Source organism: Xanthomonas prunicola (genome assembly GCF_002846205.1).
Taxonomy (GTDB): Bacteria; Pseudomonadota; Gammaproteobacteria; order Xanthomonadales; family Xanthomonadaceae; genus Xanthomonas; species Xanthomonas prunicola.
The window spans coordinates 446,854-468,738 of sequence record NZ_PHKV01000002.1; the positions used below are offsets into that span (position 1 = coordinate 446,854).

The 21,885-nt window shown below is 63.4% G+C and carries 17 protein-coding genes and 3 pseudogenes; 11 read left to right on the plus strand and 9 right to left on the minus strand.

All coding sequences use genetic code 11. The features are described from left to right. Positions 1 to 143: 143 nt before the first annotated feature. Positions 144 to 476, minus strand: a pseudogene (locus tag XpruCFBP8353_RS08405) (hypothetical protein). A gap of 200 nt (positions 477 to 676) precedes the next feature. Between XpruCFBP8353_RS08405 and XpruCFBP8353_RS08410 the strand changes: the two are divergent. Beyond that, on the plus strand, positions 677 to 2,323 hold the full coding sequence (locus XpruCFBP8353_RS08410; protein WP_207759619.1) for a glycoside hydrolase family 6 protein: 1,647 nt from the start codon (positions 677 to 679) through the stop codon (positions 2,321 to 2,323). A gap of 399 nt (positions 2,324 to 2,722) precedes the next feature. Continuing rightward, a pseudogene (locus tag XpruCFBP8353_RS23810) lies at positions 2,723 to 2,923 on the plus strand (expansin EXLX1 family cellulose-binding protein); the annotation flags it as partial. A gap of 168 nt (positions 2,924 to 3,091) precedes the next feature. Here the strand turns inward: XpruCFBP8353_RS23810 and XpruCFBP8353_RS08415 are convergent. Further along, a complete protein-coding gene (locus XpruCFBP8353_RS08415; protein WP_162300986.1) occupies positions 3,092 to 3,967 on the minus strand; it encodes a DMT family transporter in 876 nt (291 codons plus the stop codon). Positions 3,968 to 4,136: 169 nt separating this feature from the next. Here XpruCFBP8353_RS08415 and XpruCFBP8353_RS08420 point away from each other — a divergent pair, with 169 nt between their 5' ends. Beyond that, entirely contained in the window at positions 4,137 to 5,051 is a 915-nt protein-coding gene (locus XpruCFBP8353_RS08420; RefSeq protein ID WP_108723509.1) for a class I SAM-dependent methyltransferase, read from the plus strand. Between the two features lie 215 nt (positions 5,052 to 5,266). Beyond that, positions 5,267 to 5,818 carry a hypothetical protein gene (locus tag XpruCFBP8353_RS08430; RefSeq protein ID WP_165786155.1) on the plus strand — a complete coding sequence of 184 codons (552 nt, stop codon included), beginning with the start codon at positions 5,267 to 5,269 and terminating at the stop codon, positions 5,816 to 5,818. A gap of 20 nt (positions 5,819 to 5,838) precedes the next feature. Here the strand turns inward: XpruCFBP8353_RS08430 and XpruCFBP8353_RS08435 are convergent, their stop codons facing one another. Then, entirely contained in the window at positions 5,839 to 6,033 is a 195-nt protein-coding gene (locus XpruCFBP8353_RS08435) for a hypothetical protein (protein ID WP_101363085.1), read from the minus strand. A 674-nt stretch (positions 6,034 to 6,707) separates the two neighbouring features. Here XpruCFBP8353_RS08435 and XpruCFBP8353_RS08440 point away from each other — a divergent pair. Next, on the plus strand, positions 6,708 to 7,253 hold the full coding sequence (locus tag XpruCFBP8353_RS08440; RefSeq protein WP_101362825.1) for a hypothetical protein: 546 nt from the start codon (positions 6,708 to 6,710) through the stop codon (positions 7,251 to 7,253). Positions 7,254 to 7,448: 195 nt separating this feature from the next. Here the strand turns inward: XpruCFBP8353_RS08440 and XpruCFBP8353_RS08445 are convergent, their stop codons facing one another. Continuing rightward, positions 7,449 to 9,323, minus strand: a complete 1,875-nt coding sequence (locus tag XpruCFBP8353_RS08445; RefSeq protein ID WP_101362826.1) for a GGDEF domain-containing protein — start codon at positions 9,321 to 9,323, stop codon at positions 7,449 to 7,451. Positions 9,324 to 10,018: 695 nt separating this feature from the next. Between XpruCFBP8353_RS08445 and XpruCFBP8353_RS08450 the strand changes: the two genes are divergently transcribed. After that, positions 10,019 to 11,110 carry a DUF1615 domain-containing protein gene (locus XpruCFBP8353_RS08450; RefSeq protein WP_101362827.1) on the plus strand — a complete coding sequence of 364 codons (1,092 nt, stop codon included), beginning with the start codon at positions 10,019 to 10,021 and terminating at the stop codon, positions 11,108 to 11,110. 50 nt (positions 11,111 to 11,160) lie between these two features. Here XpruCFBP8353_RS08450 and XpruCFBP8353_RS08455 read toward each other — a convergent pair whose 3' ends face one another. Further along, positions 11,161 to 12,594, minus strand: a complete 1,434-nt coding sequence (locus XpruCFBP8353_RS08455) for a GAD-like domain-containing protein (protein ID WP_101362828.1) — start codon at positions 12,592 to 12,594, stop codon at positions 11,161 to 11,163. 377 nt (positions 12,595 to 12,971) lie between these two features. On the opposite strand from XpruCFBP8353_RS08455, the gene XpruCFBP8353_RS08460 reads away from it, so the two are divergent. Further along, positions 12,972 to 15,296 carry a S9 family peptidase gene (locus XpruCFBP8353_RS08460; RefSeq protein ID WP_101362829.1) on the plus strand — a complete coding sequence of 775 codons (2,325 nt, stop codon included), beginning with the start codon at positions 12,972 to 12,974 and terminating at the stop codon, positions 15,294 to 15,296. Between the two features lie 118 nt (positions 15,297 to 15,414). Here the strand turns inward: XpruCFBP8353_RS08460 and XpruCFBP8353_RS08465 are convergent. Both XpruCFBP8353_RS08465 and XpruCFBP8353_RS08470 read right to left on the minus strand, forming a co-directional pair. Further along, positions 15,415 to 15,692: pseudogene (locus tag XpruCFBP8353_RS08465) on the minus strand (alpha/beta hydrolase family protein); the annotation flags it as partial. A gap of 11 nt (positions 15,693 to 15,703) precedes the next feature. After that, positions 15,704 to 16,039 carry a DUF3817 domain-containing protein gene (locus XpruCFBP8353_RS08470; RefSeq protein ID WP_101362830.1) on the minus strand — a complete coding sequence of 112 codons (336 nt, stop codon included), beginning with the start codon at positions 16,037 to 16,039 and terminating at the stop codon, positions 15,704 to 15,706. 213 nt (positions 16,040 to 16,252) lie between these two features. Between XpruCFBP8353_RS08470 and XpruCFBP8353_RS08475 the strand changes: the two genes are divergently transcribed. The 3 genes from XpruCFBP8353_RS08475 (at position 16,253) to XpruCFBP8353_RS08485 (ending at position 18,624) form a co-directional block, all read left to right on the plus strand. Then, positions 16,253 to 16,888 carry a YiiX/YebB-like N1pC/P60 family cysteine hydrolase gene (locus XpruCFBP8353_RS08475; protein WP_133125643.1) on the plus strand — a complete coding sequence of 212 codons (636 nt, stop codon included), beginning with the start codon at positions 16,253 to 16,255 and terminating at the stop codon, positions 16,886 to 16,888. An 85-nt stretch (positions 16,889 to 16,973) separates the two neighbouring features. Continuing rightward, the gene (locus XpruCFBP8353_RS08480; RefSeq protein ID WP_101363087.1) at positions 16,974 to 17,906 is read left to right on the plus strand and encodes an alpha/beta hydrolase; all 933 of its coding nucleotides are present in this window, start codon (positions 16,974 to 16,976) and stop codon (positions 17,904 to 17,906) included. A gap of 256 nt (positions 17,907 to 18,162) precedes the next feature. Further along, entirely contained in the window at positions 18,163 to 18,624 is a 462-nt protein-coding gene (locus XpruCFBP8353_RS08485) for a DUF4126 family protein (protein ID WP_162300987.1), read from the plus strand. Between the two features lie 488 nt (positions 18,625 to 19,112). On the opposite strand, the gene XpruCFBP8353_RS08490 is transcribed toward XpruCFBP8353_RS08485, so the two are convergent. Continuing rightward, on the minus strand, positions 19,113 to 19,508 hold the full coding sequence (locus XpruCFBP8353_RS08490) for a VOC family protein (RefSeq protein WP_101362831.1): 396 nt from the start codon (positions 19,506 to 19,508) through the stop codon (positions 19,113 to 19,115). A 73-nt stretch (positions 19,509 to 19,581) separates the two neighbouring features. Next, complete coding sequence (locus XpruCFBP8353_RS08495; protein WP_101362832.1) at positions 19,582 to 20,556, minus strand: glutathione S-transferase family protein; 975 nt, start codon at positions 20,554 to 20,556, stop codon at positions 19,582 to 19,584. Between the two features lie 671 nt (positions 20,557 to 21,227). On the opposite strand from XpruCFBP8353_RS08495, the gene XpruCFBP8353_RS08500 reads away from it, so the two are divergent. After that, positions 21,228 to 21,665, plus strand: coding sequence for a hypothetical protein (locus XpruCFBP8353_RS08500; protein ID WP_133125631.1), 438 nt, complete (start codon positions 21,228 to 21,230; stop codon positions 21,663 to 21,665). Positions 21,666 to 21,885 lie beyond the last annotated feature (220 nt).

Genomic DNA, 21,885 nt, shown 5'->3' on the forward strand with positions numbered 1-21,885 from the left:
CGTCTCCACATAATCGGCATCTGCAATAACTCCACACCTCTCGCAGATGGTGAGTGTAGTCGTCCACAGTTCCAGGATCTGCTTTATGGTAGCGCTCGATTTCTAGAGGCCGCGCACGGATTCGCGCCATCGATGCTGGCCTTCTACGTTCTTCGCCTCGCCAGACAGTCTCCCATACATCTCCAGCCACACCTTGCCTGCAAGCCCTGCTGCCGTTGTCGATCGATACGCCGGCCATGTCGGCCAATGGTCGGGGCAGGCGGGTCGACGAAAGCGGTCATGAGCCGCAACGACGCGGCACACAATCGCCCGGTGCGCCTGGGCGTCAGCCCGCTGCAGCTGCGCTCAAACGGGCAACGGAGTCGACGCGTTGCGCCGACCGATGCGCGAATACGGCGAGCCGCTTGAATGCGACATACCGCACCATCTCCTGCGCCGATCGCCCACGGCGCAGGACCACCGATGCACGCGCGCACCTGGGGCGCGTTCGGTTGCGACGTGCATCACTCACCCCGAGCGGGCATCCATCGAGAGAAACCACCAGTCTCGGAGAATCACGCGACATCTTGATATTTCACTATCACACACCGTTTCACCACTTCCCATCTCAAGGCGAAATTCAATGTCATCTTCGACAAACCTCCGACCCTGCGTCACGTCCAAGCTCGCCGTTTCGTTGCTGACAGGCGCGCTGCTCGTTCCCGTTGCCGGATCCGCCCAGAGCCATGTCGACAACCCGTTTGTCGGCGCGAGCGGGTATGTCAATCCCGATTATTCGAAGGAAGTCAACGCGTCGATCGTCAAGGTCAACGATGTGCAACTGAAAGCCAAGATGCAGGTCGTCAAGTCCTATCCGACCTCCGTCTGGCTGGATTCGATCAACGCGATCTATGGCGGCTCGCGCAACGCCGGCCGCCTAAGTCTGCAAGGCCACCTGGATGCGGCATTGGCGCAGAAAAAGGCCAATACGCCTATCACGGTCGGCTTTGTCATTTACGACATGCCGGGGCGCGACTGCCATGCGCTGGCCTCCAACGGCGAGCTACCACTGACGCAAGCCGGCTTGCAGCGCTACAAGACCGAATACATCGACGTCATCGCATCGACGTTGGCCAATCCGAAATACAAGGATCTTCGGATCGTCAACATCATCGAGCCGGACAGCCTTCCGAATCTTGTCACCAATAAAAGCACGCCCGCCTGCGGTCAGGCGGCATCCAGCGGCATTTACGAGGCCGCCATCAAGTACGCGCTCGACAAGCTCCATGCCATTCCCAATCTTTACAATTACCTGGATATCGGCCATTCCGGCTGGCTGGGGTGGGATAGCAACCGTAGCCCGGTAATTTCGCTATACACACGGGTCGTGCAGGGAACGGCAGCCGGTTTGGCCAGTGCGGATGGCTTCATCACCAACACCGCCAATTACACGCCGCTTCATGAGCCGAACCTGCCCAATCCGGACCTGACGATCGGTGGCCAGCCCATTCGCTCGTCCAACTTCTATCAATGGAACAGTTTCTTCGACGAATCGACCTATGCGGAAGCGCTCTACAACGGCTTCGTCGGCGCGGGTTGGCCCAGCAAGATCGGCTTTCTGATCGACACCGGTCGCAACGGCTGGGGCGGCAAAGCGCGCCCTGCATCTGCCAGCGGCAATGACATCAACACCTACGTGGACTCCGGACGCGTGGACCGTCGCCTCCATCGCGGCAACTGGTGCAATCAGAGTGGTGCGGGGATCGGCATGCCGCCGACCGCGGCACCCGGCGGGCATATCCATGCCTATGTGTGGGGCAAGGGAGCTGGCGAATCCGACGGCTCCAGCAAGTCCATCCCCAACAACCAGGGCAAGGGCTTCGACAGATACTGCGACCCGACCTATACGACGCCGGACGGCACGTTGACGGGTGCCTTGCCGGACGCGCCGATCGCCGGTAACTGGTTCCACGCGCAGTTCCTCCAGTTGGTCGCCAACGCGTATCCCGCCATCGGCACCTCGGCCAAGGCGGCGCTGCAGTCGGCGTCGACCGACGCGGTGCCCGCCAGTCGGCCGACGGCGACCAAGGGGCTGACCGCCAATGCAGCGGATGGCAAGGTCAGGCTCAGCTGGTCGCCCGTTGCCGGTGCCACGGGTTACACGGTGCAACGTGTCGCCGACGCAGCCGCTGCTCCCATCACCGTCGCATCGGGCCTGACCTCGCCCTCATTTGTGGACCAGGCGCTCACCAACGGCACCACGTACTACTACAAGGTAACGGCCAACGGCGCATCGGGTGCAGGCGCCAGCTCGGTCACCGTGAGCGCGACGCCGCATCGGTGATGCGATAACTGCGTTGCCACAGAGCGGTAGAGGCTAGTGTGCTCTACCGCTCCTCGGCCGCGGGAGGAGCGCTGCAACAACGATGGCGGCGCCTTGCGCCCGCCATTTCAATCGCTGTCGTGCTGCTCTACCTCTGTCTGGAGCGCGGCATGCGCTTCGAATGAGATGACATCGGAGCAGATGCCGTCGCCGGCGGAACGGGCGCTGCATGGCACAGGCTCGGTAGCGCCACGGCAAGCGGCGCAACGCCCACCGTGCCGGTGACGGCCAACCCGGACGGGAGCGCCTGCGGCACGCCTGGACTGCATCGCGCGCGTTGCCGGGAGCTGCGCCCTTTTGTCTCCACCCGCACAGGCCGCTTCGCACGCAAACGTACATAACACACTCCAGCAGACGTCCATGCCATCACACATCCATTTCTTGATCGCGCTCGCAACGCTCATCCCGGTCACCGCGCCGGCGATGCAGGTCAGTACGCAAGCTCCCCTTGTCGATGCAACGGGTCAGACGCTGCACATTCGCGGGGTCACCTGGCCCGGCTTCGATCGCGCCGTCTATCGCGGCGCGACTGCATCGGAACAACGCCAGCGACGATGCGCGCCTCATCGAGCGCTGGGGCGTTCCGCGTGCGGCACCGGGTTCTGGTCAGCGATGGGTCGGGACGCAGGATTGGGGATCGCAACTGCCTCGATGTCTGTGCCCCTGACGGACCGGGGCTTTTTCGAATCCCGCCCCACTGCCAGTCAACCGGCCGGCACGACGCAGCACTCACACGATCTTCGTCCGCCGCCACCAACGCGACACCTGTTCCTCGCGCACCAGGGTGAACAAACCCGCGCCCAGAATCAGCGCGATGCCCACGGCCATCGGCCAGTCCAGATGATCGTGAAACAGCAGGTAGCCGAAGGCGATGGCCCACATCATCTGGCTGTATTGGGTCGGTGCGACCACGCTGACCGGCGCCATGCGCGTGGCGTACATCATGCAGATAGCGGCCAGCCCGGCGAGTAGGCCGTAGCCCGCCAACAAGCCCCATTGGGACAGCGTGGGCCAGACGAAGCTGGGCAACATCATGATCCCGCCCATCACCAACGGGCCGATCACCCCGGCGCCATACAAGGTCAGCCGCTTTTCGCTATGCCCGGCCATGCGCAAGGCGATCACCGAGATGGCACCGACCAGGCCACACACGATCGCCGCCACATGCCCGTGGGTGAGATGCCGAAAGCCGGGACGCAGCACGATCAACACGCCGATGAAGCCGACGATGACCGCCGACCAGCGCCGCCAGTGCACTTCTTCCTTGAGGAAGATCACCGACAGCACGGTGACAAAGATCGGCATCAGGAAGATCAGCGCGAACGCTTCGGCCATCGGCAAGGTGGTAAAGGCGATCACCGAGGTGAGATTGCCGATGGCGCCCGTGAGCGCGCGCAGCAGCCACAGTGCCGGCTGCTTGGCCATCACCAGTTCGCGCAGCTGGTCGTCGGGCTTTTTCAGGAACGGCACCGCCAGCAGCATCAGCAGCGCGCCGAGAAACAGTACTTCGTAGACTGGCAGCGTGCCTTCAAGCAGCTTCACGAACGCATCGCTGATCGAATAGGCCGCATAGCAGGCGAACCCCAACAACACACCCTTCAGCATTGCCCACACTCCACGGTTGACGCCGATCGGACGAGGTGTCGATACGGATTGCATGCAGTATGCGGTGCGGCGTGTGTCAGCGAAACGGCGTACGCAGTCCACCTCGGTGCTACGCGTGGAGACCGCGGCGGCCCCTCACGGGATGCTCGACCGCGACAGGTCGGTTACGATGCCGGCCCCGTCCTTGCATCCGTGCGGTATCGTCCGCGTCTCGCACACAGAGCTGTCAGCCGTGCCCCATTACTCCGGCCCCCTACTCGTTCTCGCCGATGCCCAAGCGCTGCTTGCTGCGCGCGGAAGTGGTCTGACTCACTGGACCGGGTCACTCGACCTGGGCCGCAGCACCGATACCGCCCAGCTCGATGCACAAACCTGGCAATGGCGCGGCCGGGGTTACCCGTATCCGGGCAAGCTCAAGGACCGCACGCTGTACTTCTGGGATGGCGACGATTTCGCGCCGATCTCGCGCTACAGCGGTGCGTTAATCAAGCTGGTACCCACCCAATGGGGCGCGCCGACGTTCGAGATCGACGGTATCAAGATGCTGCCGTCGGCGCAGTTGTCGCCGTTCGAGGATGCACGGCGCAAGGTGGCCTTGGTGGATCCGCGCGGCAAGACCGTGCTGGACACCTGCGGTGGTCTGGGCTACTTCGCCGCCTGCTGCCTGGAGGCTGGCGTCGCGCAGTTGCTCTCGTTCGAAAAGAATGCCGACGTGCTGTGGCTGCGCACACTGAATCCATGGTCGCCCGATCCGGACGCTGCTGCTGCCGGCGGGCGCCTGCAGCTGACCCATGCCGATATCGCGCAGCACGTCGCCACGCTGGCCGACGATTCGGTCGATGCCATCCTGCATGATCCACCGCGCTTCGGCATAGCTGGCGAGCTGTATGCGCAGGTGTTCTACGATCAGCTGGCACGCGTGTTGCGTCGTGGCGGGCGCCTGTTTCACTACACCGGCGCGCCCAACAGGCTCACCAGCGGGCGCGATGTGCCCAACGAAGTGAGCAAGCGCTTGACCAAGGCCGGTTTCACTACGCAACTTGCGCTGGATGGCGTGCTGGCGACCTTGCCTGCACGGCGCTGAGTGCGTGTCACGGCACTGTTGAAGCTGGCAACACGACGCGGTTGGCGATCGTCTGGCAGATGCGCAGCAGCGTTCGCCAACAGCACGCGTGCGCACTGCATGGCGACTCACAACGCGCGCAACGCCGGCATGGCGGTCAGCGCAGCGGCTGCATCGCTTGCAGCCAGCCGCTGGGCGGATCTGCGATACTGCCCCGCCCTCGACACGGACGTTGCATGCGCGCCCCTTTGATCACGGTCTTGCTGGCCTCGCTGTTGCTGGTCACCGCTGCACCCACGCACGCGCAGACACCATCGGCATCGCCAAGCGCGCCACCGCAGCCGATGTCTGAAGTCACCACGCGCTATCCCGTCACCACTGCAACGCTGGCCGGGCGTGTGATTCACCTGGGCGAAGACGAGGGCAACTGCGCCGTGGTGCGTGACGGCGAAGTCCTGGTGCTGGGCATCGGCGCACCATGCTACTTCAGCATCGATCGTCAGCACGCCGCGCAAGTCCGTCGCTTCCAGGGCAGCGATATCGTGCTGGTACAGCACGCACATCCAACGTCGCGACCGGACTGGGACGTGGCGGTCTACGGGCCCATCTGCGCCTTCGAAGCACAGCCGGTGCGCGAAGTCGGCGGGGCACTGGAACCCGGCAGCGTCGCCAGCTCCTGGCATTGCGATCCCACCGCAGGCGCCGACCAGAAGCAGTTCGTCTACAGCTACGACACCTGGCCCATGCGTGGCACGCAGTTGCGTGCACGCAGGCAAAAAAATCCCTGAGTGTCGCTTGACTGGCGCACTCACCGTCGGCGACGACGTGCCTTCCAGTTGGCATAGGCAAACCCGCCCATCATCGCCAATGGCATGCAGCTCAGCAGTGCATCCCAGCCGATGGATATCCAGAAGCGATGCGGGTCGCTTTCTGCAAGAAAGACCCTGGCTGGCCGGCCCCGGACGACGCTGGCATAGCGGCCCTGGAGGATCGCGTCGAGCAACAACCACAAGCGCCCGCAACATGCGATCGCCACGAGCACAGCCACTCCAGCGACGATCCAGTCGGTTATACGCGAGGCGGCACGTCCAGACGCCGGCAGCGGGGGTGGACGACGTTTTTTCAAGCGCGCATGTCTTACGTCATGGCGGTGCAGTTTACGCCTGTGGCAGTTTAGACCGACCGACAAAACGACTGCACGCTCATCGGGTGGGTGCCGATTCAACCGTCGCTCGACCTCGGCGCGTGGCCCTCTGTCACCCACTTTTCTGCACGCCGTCCATGTCCACCTGACCACCGCTCGCGTCATCTGCCGCTCTTGCTACTCCGCGGCATGCACGCATGCAGCTGCGTTGCAGATCGCCCGCTGCCACAGCGTCACCAGAGACGAAAGCGTGAATCGACGGCGCGGCAGCGTTCGCAGCTCGTGCATCTGCTGCACCATGCACAGATGGCAGCTGCACCTGCCAACGACCTGTTCCTGCAAGGTGCGCAGCGATAGCAGCCGGTACAATGACCCCACAGCACACTCGCCCGAGTGCCACGGAACGCTCCACGCTGCATGTGTCTCAAGGAAGATGGATGGCAGGTGCGCACTGCGCCGTGCCCGGACGTTCCTTGGGGTCTCGCCGGTCTGCCATGTCCATGGCAGCCGCCTCCCACCGAGGATCTTTCCCTTTGAAGACGTTCACCACCCTCCTGCTTGTCTCTCTCGGCCTGTTACTGGCGTCCTGCGGCGGCAACGGAGGCACCGGTGCCTCCAAGCTTTCCTCCGGCGACTACCTGCTGCACAACATTTCTGTCTGGAATGGTGCGGTGACCATCATCGACCCGTGGGTGTCCGGCGATCGCGGGCAGAGTCTGATTGCCGACGCCGTCGCGCTCAAGCCGCTGGAACGCTACAAGATCGCATTGGGCGGCCAGCGCAAGGCATTGGCCGCTAATGCACAGGCCAATACCGCCATGGCCCCGGGCGTGCCGGACAATGCCAAAGATCTGGACAGCAAGCTCTCGGCCTACCTCAAGAGCGCCGACGCGATGATGGCCGCGCTGGAACGCGTTGCGGCACTGCCCAACGGCTACACCAACGCCGAGTTGGCGCCGCTGACCCAGGATCTGGAAACCGCCTCCGCTCAACTCAACACCGACATGGAAACACTGAATACCGCGCAGCGCGCGTATTCCGCCGAGCACAAGATTCCGATGCAGGAAGTGCGTCAGTAAGGAACACGTGGCAACTTGCGCCCTGCGGGTCACTGCATGTGACATGCAGGGCGCAACTCGATTGCCGGTTGCACCGTGCCAACGCAGATGCACCTTCCGGCACTCGTTGCGCAACACATCAGATCATTCGAACGCTGTGCCGCGACAACGCTGATGCACCACGCTGTGCCATTGAACGCAGCGGGCATCCAGCGATCAACACACCGCCCATTGATCGCGTCCGGCGGTCTTGGCGGCATACAGCGCCAGATCGGCCTGACTCAGCAACACATCCAGCCCGGTATCGGCGATGACGCGTACCGCGCCCATGCAAAAGCGCACCGGTTGGTCGGTCGGCAGGCCGGTGATTTCCATTGCCGCCACCGCACTGCGCAGGCGCGCAAAGACCGCAGGAATCTCTTCCTCACTGCAGCCCGGCAACACCAGGAAGAATTCTTCTCCGCCCAGGCGGCCCAGGCGATCTTGCGTGCGCAACGCCAGCCGGGATGCGCTCGCCAGTGCCTTGAGCACCGCATCGCCGATGGCATGCCCATACAGGTCGTTGATCTGCTTGAAGTTGTCCAGATCGATCAACGCCAGCATGCACGGCGTGTGCGAACGCAAGGCCTGCTCGATGTGCTGTTGCGCCTCGGCACGAATGGCACGCCGGTTGGGCAGGCCGGTGAGTTCGTCGCGCATCGCCAGCCGCGACAGCTGGCGGCGGTGACGTGCACCGAATGCCAGCACTACCAATGCACCGATCAGCAACAGACACGCCGCGCACAACGCGATCCACAAGGCGCGCTGCCCGGCTTCGCGCGCCTGCAGTGCCAGTCGCGATGTTTCGCTGCGGCGGCGCAGCTCTGCCGTTTCAGCGCCGCGGCGTGCATCTTCGTAGCGTGCCTGCAGCCGCAACATCACGGTATCGCGCTGCCTATCCAGGCTTTGCGCGCGCAGTGTGTTGGCGCGTTGCAGTTCCTGGTAGGCCTCGGCGTGGCGGCCTTGCGATGCCAGCGCCTGGGCGATCGCGCCCACCAGTTGCGCGCGTCGATTCAAGGTCAGGTTGGGGTCGTCTGCGGCCTTGGCAGCGATAATTTCGGCATCCAGATCGTCAGCCTTCAACGCGGTCAAGGCCTGCAGCAACACAGCGTGACACGCCGCAACGCGACCAATGTTGCCTTGCTTCTGCATCAACGGCAGCGCCTCGCGCGCCATCGTCAAGGCGGAGGCCGCGCCGCCGGTTTCGATCAGGGCCTCGCTGGCACTGGTCAGCGCTGCAGCCACGCCGGCCTGGTCGCGCAGTTCGCGACTGAGCGCCAGCGCGCGCCTGAAATGCAGCAGCGCCGTTGCGGGTCGACGTGCCGCCAGCAACGTACCGAACTCGTATTCGATCAGGCTGCGCTGGAAGCGTGCAGGCTGATCATGCAGGCGCGAGAGCGCGCGTTGCAGGTAGTCTTCGGTTTCATTGTCTTCAGCGGAGCGGCCACCGACGCGGCTGGCCAACGACCCGAGTTGGGTCAACGCATCCAGCTCCAGTCCCAGGATGTTTTCGCGCGCCGCACATTGGTAACTGGCCTGCGCCGCGCTCCAGGATTCATCGCTGCTGCCGGAAGCGAGCATGCTCCACATGTCGACCGCCTCGACTTCGCACAACAGATCGTTGCGGCTCAGCGCGCGTGCGCGTTGGCGCAGCGCTTCCAGGCGCGCCACCATGACCCGATTGGGGGCTTCGCGCACATCGCTGAGCGCCTGCACGATGTCCAGCCACAGCTGCGCTTGCGTGGCGCTGCCGTGCAACTGGTCGATCCTTCCACGCGCTTGCGCAAGCACGACCTTGCGGCGTTCGCTGTCTTCCAATGAAATGAGTACGCGTGCCTGCGCCAGCAAGGCCCAGAACTCGGCATCCACATCCTGATCGCGATGGGCCCGCTGCAGTGCGCCTCGGGCGATCTGCAATGCGGCCACAGGATCGTCGATGGTTGCCGCTTCGATCGTCTTCCACGGCTGCGGCTGCGCCGACACCATGGCGCTGACCAACAGCAAGGCGGACGCGACGAGCCGGCTTCGCCACCGGACCACGCGCATGCTCATCGCGCCATCACGGCGATGACGGCCCGCAACGTGCGTACGCCGAGGTCGGGCCATCTCCGCACCGGTGGCGGCTTGCTGGTTGCTGCGGCATCTCAAGCACTCCCACGGTTGGACAGCGATGGAATCCAGTGAAACCTCTGGCGAGAGCGCCACCATCCTGCCGTCATACGATTGCAATGATGACTGAGCAGCGCAGCCGATCACGTGATCGGCGCGCATGAGGTCGAGCTTGTTATCGGCAAGGGTGTGCCAGTCTTGAATCTCGCAGACGAAATGCCCGCGTTGGCGTTGCGTCGACGCAGCACTGCTGACGACGTCGTGCCTGGCGAGCCATCACTGATGGCCGGACGCGCTACCAGTGCTTTCGTGCGCTCGCTGCACAGGTCTGCAGCAGGCATTGATCGCTACCGATGACGGCCTACCGTCTCCCGAAATCTGCGCCTGACACGCCGGTCCGCAGAACGCGGCACACCGCACTGCATCGCAGACGCCATCCAGACCGACTCGGTCGCGTTGGTATCACACGATGCACCTGAAACAACGAAACTCGCACCCCAGCACATGTCCCCAACTCCTGCTGTCATTGGTATGGCAAGGCAACGCAGGCTGACGCAGCAGGAAGATGAAAGCTCCCACGGGCGCGCCGCGTAAACTGCCGTACGGCAGCCGCCGCCCCTCGATCTTCCGGAGACGCCGTGACATCGCCCCTGCCCCGCCTGCTCGCTCTGCTCGCCATCGCCTTGCTATCGGCCTGTGCCACGCAGGCCCCGCGTACGCCACAACGTTCGCCGGATGCGGTCAAGGCCGATATCGCGCGGCGTCTGCCGGCAAGCGTGCCGGACCGCGCCGGCTGGGCCAGCGATGTGTATGTGGCGCTGTCTTCGCAAGCATTGGAGACCAGCGCCGAGCAGATTTGCGCAGTGCTGGCGGTGGCCGAGCAGGAGTCGACCTACCAGGCCAACCCGGTGGTGCCCAACCTGGGGAAGATCGCGCGCGCGGAGATCGACCGCCGCGCCAGTGCACATCACATTCCCGGTTTCATGGTCGATGCCGCCTTGCGTCTGAATTCGCCAGATGGTCGCAGCTATGCCACGCGCATCGCGACGGCGCGCACCGAGCAGGAACTGAGCCGCATCTTCGAAGACTTCACCGGCAGCGTGCCACTGGGCGGACGACTGTTCGACGGGTTCAACCCGGTGCATACCGCCGGGCCGATGCAGGTGAGCATTGCGTTTGCCGAACAACATGCGCAGCGCTATCCCTACCCGCCCGACGATTCGATCCGCCATGAGGTCTTCAGCCGCCGTGGCGGGCTGTGGTTCGGCACGCTGCATCTGCTGGGGTATCCGGCCAACTACGATGCCTTGCTGTATCGCTTCGCCGATTTCAATGCCGGTTGGTACGCCAGCCGCAATGCCGCCTTCCAGGCCGCGCTGAGCAAGGCCAGCGGGATTGCACTGGCCCTGGACGGTGACCTGCTCACACCGGGCGCCAGCCTGGATGCACCCGGCGGCACCGAGCGCGCCGCACGCAGCCTGGGCAGCCAGTTGGCGATGAGCGACCGCGAGCTCCGCCGCGCACTGGAGGCCGGCAACACCGCCGATTTCGCAGACACCGCGCTGTATCGCCAGGTATTCGCGCTGGCCGAGCGCAGTGCCGGCAAGCCGCTACCGCGTGCCGTGCTGCCGGGCATCACCCTGGACAGCCCCAAGATCACCCGCACCCTCACCACCGCCTGGTTTGCGCAGCGGGTCAACGAGCGCTGGAAGCGCTGCATGGGCAAGTAGGCGACTGGCTTGCCGCGCTGCGCGCACTGCCTGCACTGCGCACCGGCATCTCATTCCCCACTCAGGCGACTGGTCAACACATCGCCGACAACAGGACCGTGTTCCACCTTGCCATCGCTATCGCGCTGATACTTGATGCCGACCCGACACGCTGCGGGGTGCATCTCCCAGACCCAGCCATACAGGCCACGCCCCGTGTCTGGCGGCGAGCGCAGCGGCATGTTCATGCGCAGCCCATCGCCCTGGCCTCGGTCCAGGGTGCACATGACGGTGCCGGCGCCGTCGTCTTCAGCGTCCGGGTCGACGTCGTCCACATGGGTGATGGTGGCGACGATCGCTTCGGCAGTCACCCGTTGCTGCAACGCGCGTGGAAGATCGGCAAGCGGCGGCGCAGCGCGTCCACCGGATGGCTCCTCGGCGAATGCGTCGCTCAACGTGACCTTGCGAAAGTAGTACTCGCTGCGGCCCAGCGTCTTCGAGCCGTCCATCGCCGTTGCCATGTCTGCCAGTTCGTCGGCGCGCAGCAGGAACATGTCGGTCCCCGAGCGCATGACCACCAGCTGCGCATCGTTGGCATCGCTACCACTGGAGTCGCTGCGCAGCCGGATATCGAGCGTCACGTGTTCGTCGCCAATCTCGCTATGCGTCACCGCATAGCGGCCCGCATACGCACGCACATCGGTGCGTGCAAGACTGCGATGATCGATTTTCCAGAACAGCAGGCGATACTGGCCGTCGGGTTCGAGCGCCAGCATGCGATGCCAATCGATATACGACGACAGGTACAGGCCGTGCAGCGCGTTGCTGGACTGTGACCCGTTGACGATGTCCTCGAACATTGAGCGCTGCGCTGTAGGCAATGCGTCACCATGGGTCGTAGGTGCATCGGCGACGGCTGCGGTCCCATCGACAGCATCGCGAAGTCGGGTGTGCAGCGCCAACGCATCGACCTTGTCGACCCGCAACATCTGCATCGAAAACAGCATCTGATCAATCTCGTAGACCTCGCCCGCAGCCAGTGCGCCGCACTCCTTGCGCGCGGCGGCGAGCAGGGCCGATGGGATCAGGGAGTCGCAGAATTCCGCCTCGCACAGGGACTGGTTGAAGAAGTCGTCCAGGCGCCAGCTCAGGTCAGCGGCGGCTTTGGAGACCGGGTCCAGGTAGACCACGTCTTCGTCGGTGGCGGTCAGCTTGCGGTAGTACAGCAGCGCGCCGAAGGGGGTGAGCGCGATCGGAATACGCCGCACCGCATCGGGTGGCGAGACGATCCAGCGATCCAGCACCGGTTGCCATTGCCAGGGGTCGATCAGCGCGAGTTGCATGTCGCCATAGTGCCCCAGTCCTTTTTGGCGCCAGAGTTCAAGCAGGCTGGCAGGCAACACCGGCGCATAGGCGGCAATCAGATCCGCCGGGGCAGGCTGCGTCTTGCGCGGCGGGTGCGCCTTGAGAAAGGGGGACAGTGCCAAGCGGCGAAACCAGGACATCAGACGGCCTCCAGTCGACGTTGCGTGCGTTCGGTCAACCCAGATCGTGCCGCATGGTCCTGTGTGGACGCCGAGAAGCGGAGTTCATGGCGGGGACATTCCCATCGTCAACGGCTGACCGATCACCGGCCCAAGTGCAGTCCAAGGGTGTTCTCTCCCTCGATGGGCATCGCGCTCGACGAACCCCCACGGTCACGCTGTAGCGGTGCCGGACCGGGGGCGATCCGCTTGGCAACCGCTCGATCACGGATACGCCCCGCTTCGGTCGCCGAGGCACAAACACGACTTCTGGCAGAGGCACCCGGCCCACATGGCGGGTAGCATCGGACGGTCGCGCCGACCGCGTTGCGCGCTCCTTTCGTCCCGGAGAGACTTCCATGCCCACCCCGTTGCCGTTGCGGCACCTGTTCGTCGCCATCGCCCTGGCCACCCTGCCGGCACTCGCCAGCGCACAGACGCCTGCCGTCACCGAGGCCGACTACGCGCGCGCCGAGCGGCTGATCAGCTACGCCGCGCAGCCGCTGGTGGACCACGCCGCCACCCGCATTGACTGGCTGGACGCCACGCATGTGGTGTATGTCGATCAGGATGCCAAGGGCAACCGGCTGCTGCAGCTGGATACCGCCACCGGCAAGACCGCACCGATCTTCAAACAGTCCGCGCTGGTCGCCTCGCTCAACACGCTGCTCAAGACCGGCGACAAGCCGCTCAAGGCCGATACCTTCGCGCCGGTGGTCAAGGTCACCGCCGATGGTCGCTACCGCCTCAATGTGCGCGGTACCGCCGTGGTCTGCGATGCGCGTGCGCGCTGCAGCAAGCTGTATGCAAAGGACAAGGCCGAGCCGGGCGTGCTGTCGCCGGACAAGCGCAGCGAAGCCTTCATCCGCAAGTGGAATCTGTGGGTGCGCGATCTGGCCAGCGGCCAGGAAACCCAGCTCACCCGCGATGGCGTGGAGAACTTCGGCTACGCCACCGACAACGCCGGCTGGCAGCACACCGACAATGCCATCGTGGCCTGGTCGCCGGACTCCCGCAAGATCGCCACCTTCCAGCAGGACCAACGCAAGACCGGCGACATGTATCTGGTCAGCACCAAGCTTGGGCATCCGGAACTGCAGTCGTGGAAATATCCGCTGGCCGGCGACAAGGACGTGACCATGATCGAGCGCGTCATCGTCGACGTGCCCACCCGCAGCGTGCTACGCCTGAAGACACCGCCGGATCAACACCGCTCCACGCTCTGCGACGACGTCAGTTGCTCGCCGGGCCTGTGGGACGATGTGAAGTGGGCGCCGGACAGCAAGACGCTGGCCTTCGCCTCCACCTCGCGCTTCCACAAGCAAACCTGGTTGCGTATTGCCGATGCCAGCACGGGCGCGGTACGTACCGCCTTCGACGAAGCCGTCAAAACCTATTACGAAAGCGGCCAGGTCGCCGCCAACTGGGCGTATCTGCCGGCCAGCAACGAGGCAGTGTGGTTTTCCGAACGCAGCGATTGGGGCCAGCTGTATCTCTACGATCTGGCCACCGGCAAACCCAAGCGCGCCATCACCACGGGCGACGGCAACGTGACCGAGTTGCTGCGCGTGGATCCGGTCACGCGCACCGCCTGGTTTGTCGGCGTCGGTCGCAGCGCGGGCGTGGACCCGTACTACCAGCAGCTGTGGAAAGTCAGTCTGGATGGCGGCGCGCCAGTATTGCTCACCCCCGAACCTGCCAACCACAGCATCGCGTTGTCGCCCGGTGGCGCACGCTTTGTCGACACCTATTCCACCTCGGTCACGCCACCAGTCACGTTGCTGCGCGAGGCCGGCGATGGCCGCACTGTCAGCACGATCGCCACCGCCGATATCACGCGCCTCAAGGCCGCCGGCTGGGTGCCGCCGGAGCCCATCACGGTCAAGGCACGTGACGGCAAGACCACGCTGTACGGCCTGATGTTCAAGCCCAGCAACTTCGACCCGGCGCGCAAGTACCCGGTCATCGATTACGTCTACCCTGGCCCGCAAACCGGCTCGGTGCGCGGGCGCAGTTTCCTCGCCGGCCATGGCGACAATCAATCGCTGGCGGAGCTGGGTTTCATCGTGGTCGCCATTGATGGCATGGGCACGCCGTGGCGCTCCAAGAGCTTCCACGACACCTGGTACGCCAACATGGGCGACAACACCTTGCCCGACCAGGTCGCCGGCTTGAAGGAACTGGGTCAGCGCTACCCCTGGATCGATCTGGGCCGCGTCGGTATCTGGGGCCACTCCGGCGGCGGCAATGCATCCACCGCCGCGATGCTGCGCTACCCGGATTTCTTCAAGGTGGCCTGGTCGGAAAGCGGCAACCACGACAACCGCGGCTACGAAGACGACTGGGCCGAGAAGTATCACGGCGAGCACATCGTCAACAAGGACGGCACCTCCAACTACGACGACCAGGCCAACGCCACCCATGCCAGCAAGCTCAAGGGCCGGCTGATGCTGGTGCACGGCACCCTGGACGACAACGTGCCGCCGTACCTCACCCTGCTGGTGGCCGATGCCTTGATCAAGGCCAACAAGAACTTCGACATGCTGATGCTGCCCAACGCCAAGCACGGCTACGGCGACCTCACGCCGTACGTCACCCGCCGCCGCTGGGACTATTTCGTGCAGTACCTGCTCGGCGCCACCCCGCCGGCGCAGTACCAGATGAAGCCGATGCCGGCGAATTGAGCGACATGCAGGCAGTGCGGTGACCGATGGTGCGCTATCTCCGCGGCTAACGGTTGGCAACACCACATGGCCAGGCCACACGTGTCATCCGGGCAAACCCGGTTGACACGTTGGCCACTCACTTCGCCGTGCTGCCACCCAGCTGCTTGCTCAAAAACGCCAGCGAGCGCGTGTAGTACTCGCGGTGGTGCGGCTGGGTGTAGAACCCATGGCCCTCGTTGGGAAGTACAGCGACTCCACCGGCACGCCGGCAGCTTTGAGTGCGTGCTCCATGCGCTTGGTGTACTCGATCGGTGCACGCTCGCCCTTGCTGCCGGCTGCAAGAAACACCGGCACCTTGATCTGGCTGGCCAGATTGGCCGGCGATCGTGCTGCAAGGGCGTTGCGCGCGCCGAGCACGCAGCGGATCAGTGCGCAGCAGGTTGCCGCTGGCACAGCAAGCCGATACGCCGGAACCACATCTCCAGCGGCACCGTCACCAACGGCGGCAACGCCGCCAGCAGGCTCAAGGCCCACGCCCACCAAGGCCAGCGCAGCCGCAATGCGGCGATCACGCTGACCGCGACGTAGAACAAAAACGCCGCGCCATGCAGGCGCCCGAACACCCAGACCACAAGCTCGGTGTTCTGCAGGCCGTATTTCAGAAACATGCCGACTAACAATCCGGCCCAGGTCAGCCCCTCGAAAAACGCAGCCAATGCAAACAACCGGCCGATCGGCGACAACGCAGAAGACACACGCATACACCACTCCAGACGACAGGGATTGCCGCGACGCGATGGCGGCGGCGACGCCCGCTGGCATGGGCCAGTCTACAGTTCAGAACCACGAATTGACGTCCAAAGGCCTGGCAAGCGCATGCGCCTTGCTACCCGATGCGGGTGGCACGCGCGCAGTGCTCACATGCGTTTGGCGCCACCAACGCCCATCCCGGCGATAATGCCGGCTTCGTTGTCCTGAAGCCTCGCACCATGCGCATCGCACTGCTGTTGTTACTGCTGGTCGCCTTATTGCCCGCCACGGCGCTGGCGCTGAAAGTGCGCGATGGCGACCTGCTGTTCGTCACCGCGGCGCGCACCGGCCTGAGCGGCGCCATCGACGACGCGACCGGCACGCAAGGCGAGCTCAGCTTCGATCATGTCGCGCTGGTGGCGCATGCCGGCGATACCGCGGTGGTGCTGCACGCCGACGAACACGGCTCGCGCGAGCAACCACTGCAGGCATTTATCGATGAGGCCACCGCCAAGCAGCGGCAGATCGTCGTATACCGGCTCGGTACCGAACATCGCCCTGCCATCCCCGATGCCATTGCCCAGGCACGGCGCATGCTCGGCAAGCCCTACAACGAGACTTACGTGCAGGATGACAACAGCTATTACTGCTCGGATTTCATCGAGCGCGCCTTCCGCGCGCATCACGTGTTTGCCCTGCAACCGATGAACTTCAAGAACCTGCAGACCGGCGAGATTTCGCCGTACTGGACCGATTTCTACCGCAGCAAAGGCATGCCCGTGCCGCAGGACATGCCAGGCACCAATCCGAACGACATGGCCAAAACAGCGGCGTTGACCTCGATTGGTCGCCTCAACTAAACGCCGCGTGCCGAGTGCGCCACACGAGTCCGACGTCATCCTGCAGGAGGCTGTTTTGAAGAATGTGTTGTTGGCAGGATTGGGAATCGTGCTGTTGGTCGGCTGCGGCAAGGCGCCGGCGCCGGCTGAAGCAGCGACGCCGCAGGCAACAATCACAGCGCGCACGCCTGCCCACCTACCCGGCAGCCAGCGTGGCGAGGGCCACCCTTACGAACTGGCCGATACGCAGGTCTGGGACGTGCCGGATCCAGTCTCAGGTCGTCGCTATCAGGTCTTTGTCGCCCTGCCACGCGGTTATGCGGACAATCCGCAACGGCGTTACCCGGTGCTGTATGCCACCGACGGCGACTACGCGTTTGCGCTGGTCAAACAGATCGCGCGTCGCTTGAATGGCGAAGGCCCGGCCATCGAGGAGTTCATCCTGGTTGGGCTGTCCTACGCCGTCGGCGAGGAGCCCATGCCCAGCCGCAGGCGCGACTACACGCCTACGCCGGAAGATGGCCCCACCGCAGCGCCGGTTGCGACCCACGGCAAGAGTGCCGCCTATATCCGCTACCTGCGCGAGCAGGTGTTGCCGTTCGTTGCCAACCGCTATCGAACCAATGAACAGCGGCGCCTGTATCTGGGTCATTCGTACGGCGGCCTGCTCGGCACGGACATTCTGCTCAGCAGCCCTGAGATGTTTTCCGGCTACATCCTGGGGAGCCCGTCGTACTGGTATGGCGAGCATGCCATGGTGGCGCAGGAAAAGACCTTCGCCGCCTCGCATGGCGATCTGCCGGCGCAGGTGTACATGTACGTTGGCGAGTATGAGCAAGTGCGCTACCACCAGAATTACGACATGGTCATCGACGCACAGATCATGGCGAAGACACTGCGCGCACGCGGCTATCCGTCGTTGCATCTCGCACTGGAAGTCCTCAATGACGAGGACCACCTGAGCATCGGGCCACGCGGCATCACGCACGGCTTGAAGAAGTTGCTCGGGATCAAGGCTGACGATCGGAGCGAGCGGTGACAGCACGGGATGCTGTCGGAATGCTGACGTCCTGCGTTAGCGGCAAGCAAATCCATTGTCAGCCGCGATCCGCCACCTGACGGCCTGCCAGTGCCTTGCCTAGGGGACCAGCCGCATGCGGACACAAGCAATGCGCGGCGTGCACAGGGTCTTGCCAACTCCCACACATGCCACGCCCTAGTCTGCGCGAATCACTAACGACGTGCCACGCGCAGCGCATCCGGCCTGCGATGGTCGCGCACATGCAGAGGTGCACATGGCTTTGATCCACTCCATTTTGATGGGCGCCGTTGCCGGGATGCGCTCGATGACGCCGCTGGCGGCCGTCGCCAATGCTGCACGCACCGGCAAGCTTCCCGCCGACAATGGCGCGCCCGGCTTGCTCGCCAATCCTCTGGCATCGGCCGGCATGCTGGCACTGGCTGGCGGCGAACTGGCCGGCGACAAGATGAAGACCGCTCCGGACCGCATCGTGCTTCCCGGAATGATCGCCCGCATCGCCACCGGCGTCATCGTCGGCACGGCGTTGGCACCGCGTGAACAACGCGGCATCGCCGCACTGCTCGGCGCAACGACCGCAGTTGCCGCAGCCTATCTCACCTTCAATGCGCGTATGCGTGCGATCGAGCGCTATGGCCAGACCAGCACCGGCGTTGTCGAAGATGCGATTTCGGTAGGTGCGGCGACGCTGATCATGCGCGATGCGGCGAAGCGATAACGCACGTCCACTGACTCATGCGTAGTGCGTGAAAGCCTGCCACTGGATGCGCAGGCCACGGTCGCCCAGCGCTTGGGCGCCGTCACGCGCGCTTGCTGGAGAATGCAACCTACATCAGGGATATCGCCACTGCGCCTAGGCTAGTTCGGCAAGATACCTCGTCCATTGCACTCCAGCCTTGCGACACACTCCACACCGGCTACTGGGCAGTAAATCGCTGCCCTGGCACAGTGCAATGCAGGTGAGTGTTGACCATCGTCGCTCCAACGCACGTTGCGCTGATGCCGGGACACCTCAATCCGCTGAGCTGGTGCTCGACACTCATCTCGAACGACGGTGCGAACCTGGGGTCTAGCGGGTCGTCAAGTGCCATCAAGTTCTCAGGAACAGATGGCACCAGCCTGCGCGCAGGCGCACCATTGGGCGCGGATGGAAACTCCATTTCCTGCAGGCCACGCGGCGTACTCGGCACGCCGCTTCGGCATCGCTCACGCTTGGCGATAGATCGCACAGAGCTTGTTTCCATCAGGATCGCGCACATAAGCCAACCACGTCGGCCCCATGCTGCTCTCACGCAAACCGGGCGGATTCTCGATGGAGGCACCACCTGCAGCCACCGCGACGTCATGAAACTGTTGCACCTGCTCCGGCGAGTCACACTTGAAACCAATGGTTGCACCGTTGCCAGGACTTGCCGGTTCGTTGTTGATCGGCTCGCTCACACAAAAGGTGCTGCCCGCATGCCGGTAGAACAGGCGCGTATGCCCCGTGGCCGCCTGATTGACAAGCGGCGGGGGTGCGCCGAAGACGCCGCCTAACACCGCATCGTAAAACGCACGCGTACGCGCGATGTCGTTCGATCCCACCATCACATGGTTGAGCATGACGTAATCCTGTTAATCGTGTGGGTGCGAAGCATACGCGACCGCGGAGAGCAGGCAATGTCGGACATGTGAATCAGCCACCACGGCCATGGGGTACATGCAGATCCAGCACCGGCCCCATCGGCACGATACCGGTCGGGTTGATGGTGTCGTGACTCTGGTAGTAATGACCCTTGATGTGCTGGAAGTTCACCGTCTCGGCAATCCCGGGCATCTGGTAAAGCTCGCGCAGGAATCCCGACAGGTGTGGATAATCGGCGATGCGCCGCAGATTGCACTTGAAGTGCCCCACGTACACCGCATCGAAGCGCACCAGCGTGGTAAACAGGCGCCAGTCCGCTTCGGTGAGGCGGTCGCCGCAAAGATAGCGCTGTGCGCTCAGGCGTGCTTCCAGCCAATCCAGGCTTTCGAACAACGGCGCCACCGCTTCTTCATAGGCCGCCTGGGTGGTCGCAAAGCCTGCCTTGTATACGCCATTATTGACAGTGTCATAGACACGCGCGTTGACCGCGTCGATCTGCTCACGCAGCGGCTCCGGATAAAAATCGCCTTCCGTCGCCCCTACCTCGTCGAAGGCACTATTGAACATGCGGATGATGTCGGCCGACTCGTTGCTCACCACCGTGTTGCGCTCGCGGTCCCACAACACCGGCACGGTCACTCGCCCGGAGTAGTGCGGATCGGCGTTGAGATACACCTCATACAACCGCTGGGCGTGGTGAAGCGGATCGGCGATCACGCCCGGGCCAGGATCGAACGTCCAGCCCTGGTCGCGCATCAACCAATTCACGACCGATACGTCGATCAGCGATTCCAAGCCCTTGAGGCGGCGAAAGATCAAGGTGCGATGTGCCCATGGGCACGCCAATGACACATACAGGTGATAACGCCCCGCCGCCGACTGAAATCCGCCCTCTCCATGCGGCCCGGCAGAGCCATCGGCTGTCACCCAGTGACGAAATTGCGATTGCGACCGCTCAAAGCGCCCATCGCTCTTGTCGGTGTCATACCAACGATCTTGCCACTTGCCATCGACCAGCAGGCCCATGATGTCTTCTCCATGCACATTACAGGCTTTCACCGTAGCTCACACGAGTTGGAGAATGCGTGAGAGGCACGCATATGCTGTCTTTTCCAACACCTGTAGTGAAGCGCCCGAAAATTTTCAATAAACTATGTCGAGCCGAGAAAAAATCGACTTTTGTCAAGATCTTGAGGATCGCCATGCACCACTGGCACACATTGTGGTACACGGCGATTTTCGTGGCATCTCTTCTATGCGCACCGCTTGCGTCGGCAACGAGACCAAGACCGATTGATTGCGAAAAAGCACAGTCCATCAAACCTGGCTGGACAGCCAAACAAGTGACCAGGGCACTTGGAAAGCCATACATCATCCGCTTTTCGCGTGAAGCGATGGGATATGGATGGGGGGAATGATGATGGCACTGATAAGGTCGACGTTGAATTCGACCCCGCGAACCAAAAAGTTGACTTACGTACCGTCACCGAAGTTCAAGGGAGCTGCGGTGGCAAGCAGATTGATGCCCGCCTTTCTCCGACATCCATCCTTGCCAATATCGACATACCTGGGGTTCCGAGACGGATTGAATTCGAAGGAACCCTTTTTATGTTGGCTATATTTCTGAATCGCTCGAGAGCTCACTTCGTTATGTTGAATATATCCCGAAGGGCCAAAGCCTGAACAAGTGGAGCACGATGATTGGCGTTTTCCATCACTCCGACGGCAGCAGTCCAGGGGCCAATCTGGAACGGGTACGCCAGACCGGAGAGCGCAGCGGAAATCCACACTTCAAGCAAATCCATGTCTTCCCCACCAAGAACGAGACGGCGGCTGCCACACCACAAATGCGCGACGATGCCGTGGAGTACCAGGTTGCACACTGGCAAACTGCGCCTGGAGGAACGCTTGCAAAAGTTTACTTCAGCCGAAGCTACAAGGATGAAGCTGGCAAGGTCGACCGGGACACCTTTGTCGCCAAAGAAGAAGCGAGAATTCCCGAGCATCTGGCAGCGCTGCGTGGATTGCCGCCCATCACGCCACCGGACATTGCACGCTCGGGAACACTTACCCTAACCGTCGACGGCGCCGCCGATGGCGAGGTCATTGTGCCCAAGGCATCTGCTGCCAACTAGGCAACGATCAAGCGAGCAACGGCAGTCCAGCTTGCCGGGGTCGGATGAGATTTTGCGCAATTCAGGCGTGCCGGCCGGTAGATTCTGGCACCCACACGCAAGAATCGGCGAAAATGCTCACTGTCGATAGCATCAGTCCAGTCCCGCACGACACGCGATACCGCAACGTCGCGCTGCCTGGGTCGCTGCGTGTTGCCTTTAGCTTCGCTTTCCACTGCTA

Excerpts from the sequence above, each read along its gene's own strand:
- XpruCFBP8353_RS08415 (WP_162300986.1), bottom strand. The coding sequence starts at position 3,967 with ATGCTGAAGGGTGTGTTGTTGGGGTTCGCCTGCTATGCGGCCTATTCG.
- XpruCFBP8353_RS08420 (WP_108723509.1), top strand. The coding sequence starts at position 4,137 with ATGCCGGCCCCGTCCTTGCATCCGTGCGGTATCGTCCGCGTCTCGCAC.
- XpruCFBP8353_RS08430 (WP_165786155.1), top strand. The coding sequence starts at position 5,267 with ATGCGCGCCCCTTTGATCACGGTCTTGCTGGCCTCGCTGTTGCTGGTC.
- XpruCFBP8353_RS08445 (WP_101362826.1), bottom strand. The coding sequence starts at position 9,323 with ATGAGCATGCGCGTGGTCCGGTGGCGAAGCCGGCTCGTCGCGTCCGCC.
- XpruCFBP8353_RS08455 (WP_101362828.1), bottom strand. The coding sequence starts at position 12,594 with ATGTCCTGGTTTCGCCGCTTGGCACTGTCCCCCTTTCTCAAGGCGCAC.
- XpruCFBP8353_RS08460 (WP_101362829.1), top strand. The coding sequence starts at position 12,972 with ATGCCCACCCCGTTGCCGTTGCGGCACCTGTTCGTCGCCATCGCCCTG.
- XpruCFBP8353_RS08470 (WP_101362830.1), bottom strand. The coding sequence starts at position 16,039 with ATGCGTGTGTCTTCTGCGTTGTCGCCGATCGGCCGGTTGTTTGCATTG.
- XpruCFBP8353_RS08485 (WP_162300987.1), top strand. The coding sequence starts at position 18,163 with ATGGCTTTGATCCACTCCATTTTGATGGGCGCCGTTGCCGGGATGCGC.
- XpruCFBP8353_RS08490 (WP_101362831.1), bottom strand. The coding sequence starts at position 19,508 with ATGCTCAACCATGTGATGGTGGGATCGAACGACATCGCGCGTACGCGT.
- XpruCFBP8353_RS08495 (WP_101362832.1), bottom strand. The coding sequence starts at position 20,556 with ATGGGCCTGCTGGTCGATGGCAAGTGGCAAGATCGTTGGTATGACACC.
- XpruCFBP8353_RS08500 (WP_133125631.1), top strand. The coding sequence starts at position 21,228 with ATGATTGGCGTTTTCCATCACTCCGACGGCAGCAGTCCAGGGGCCAAT.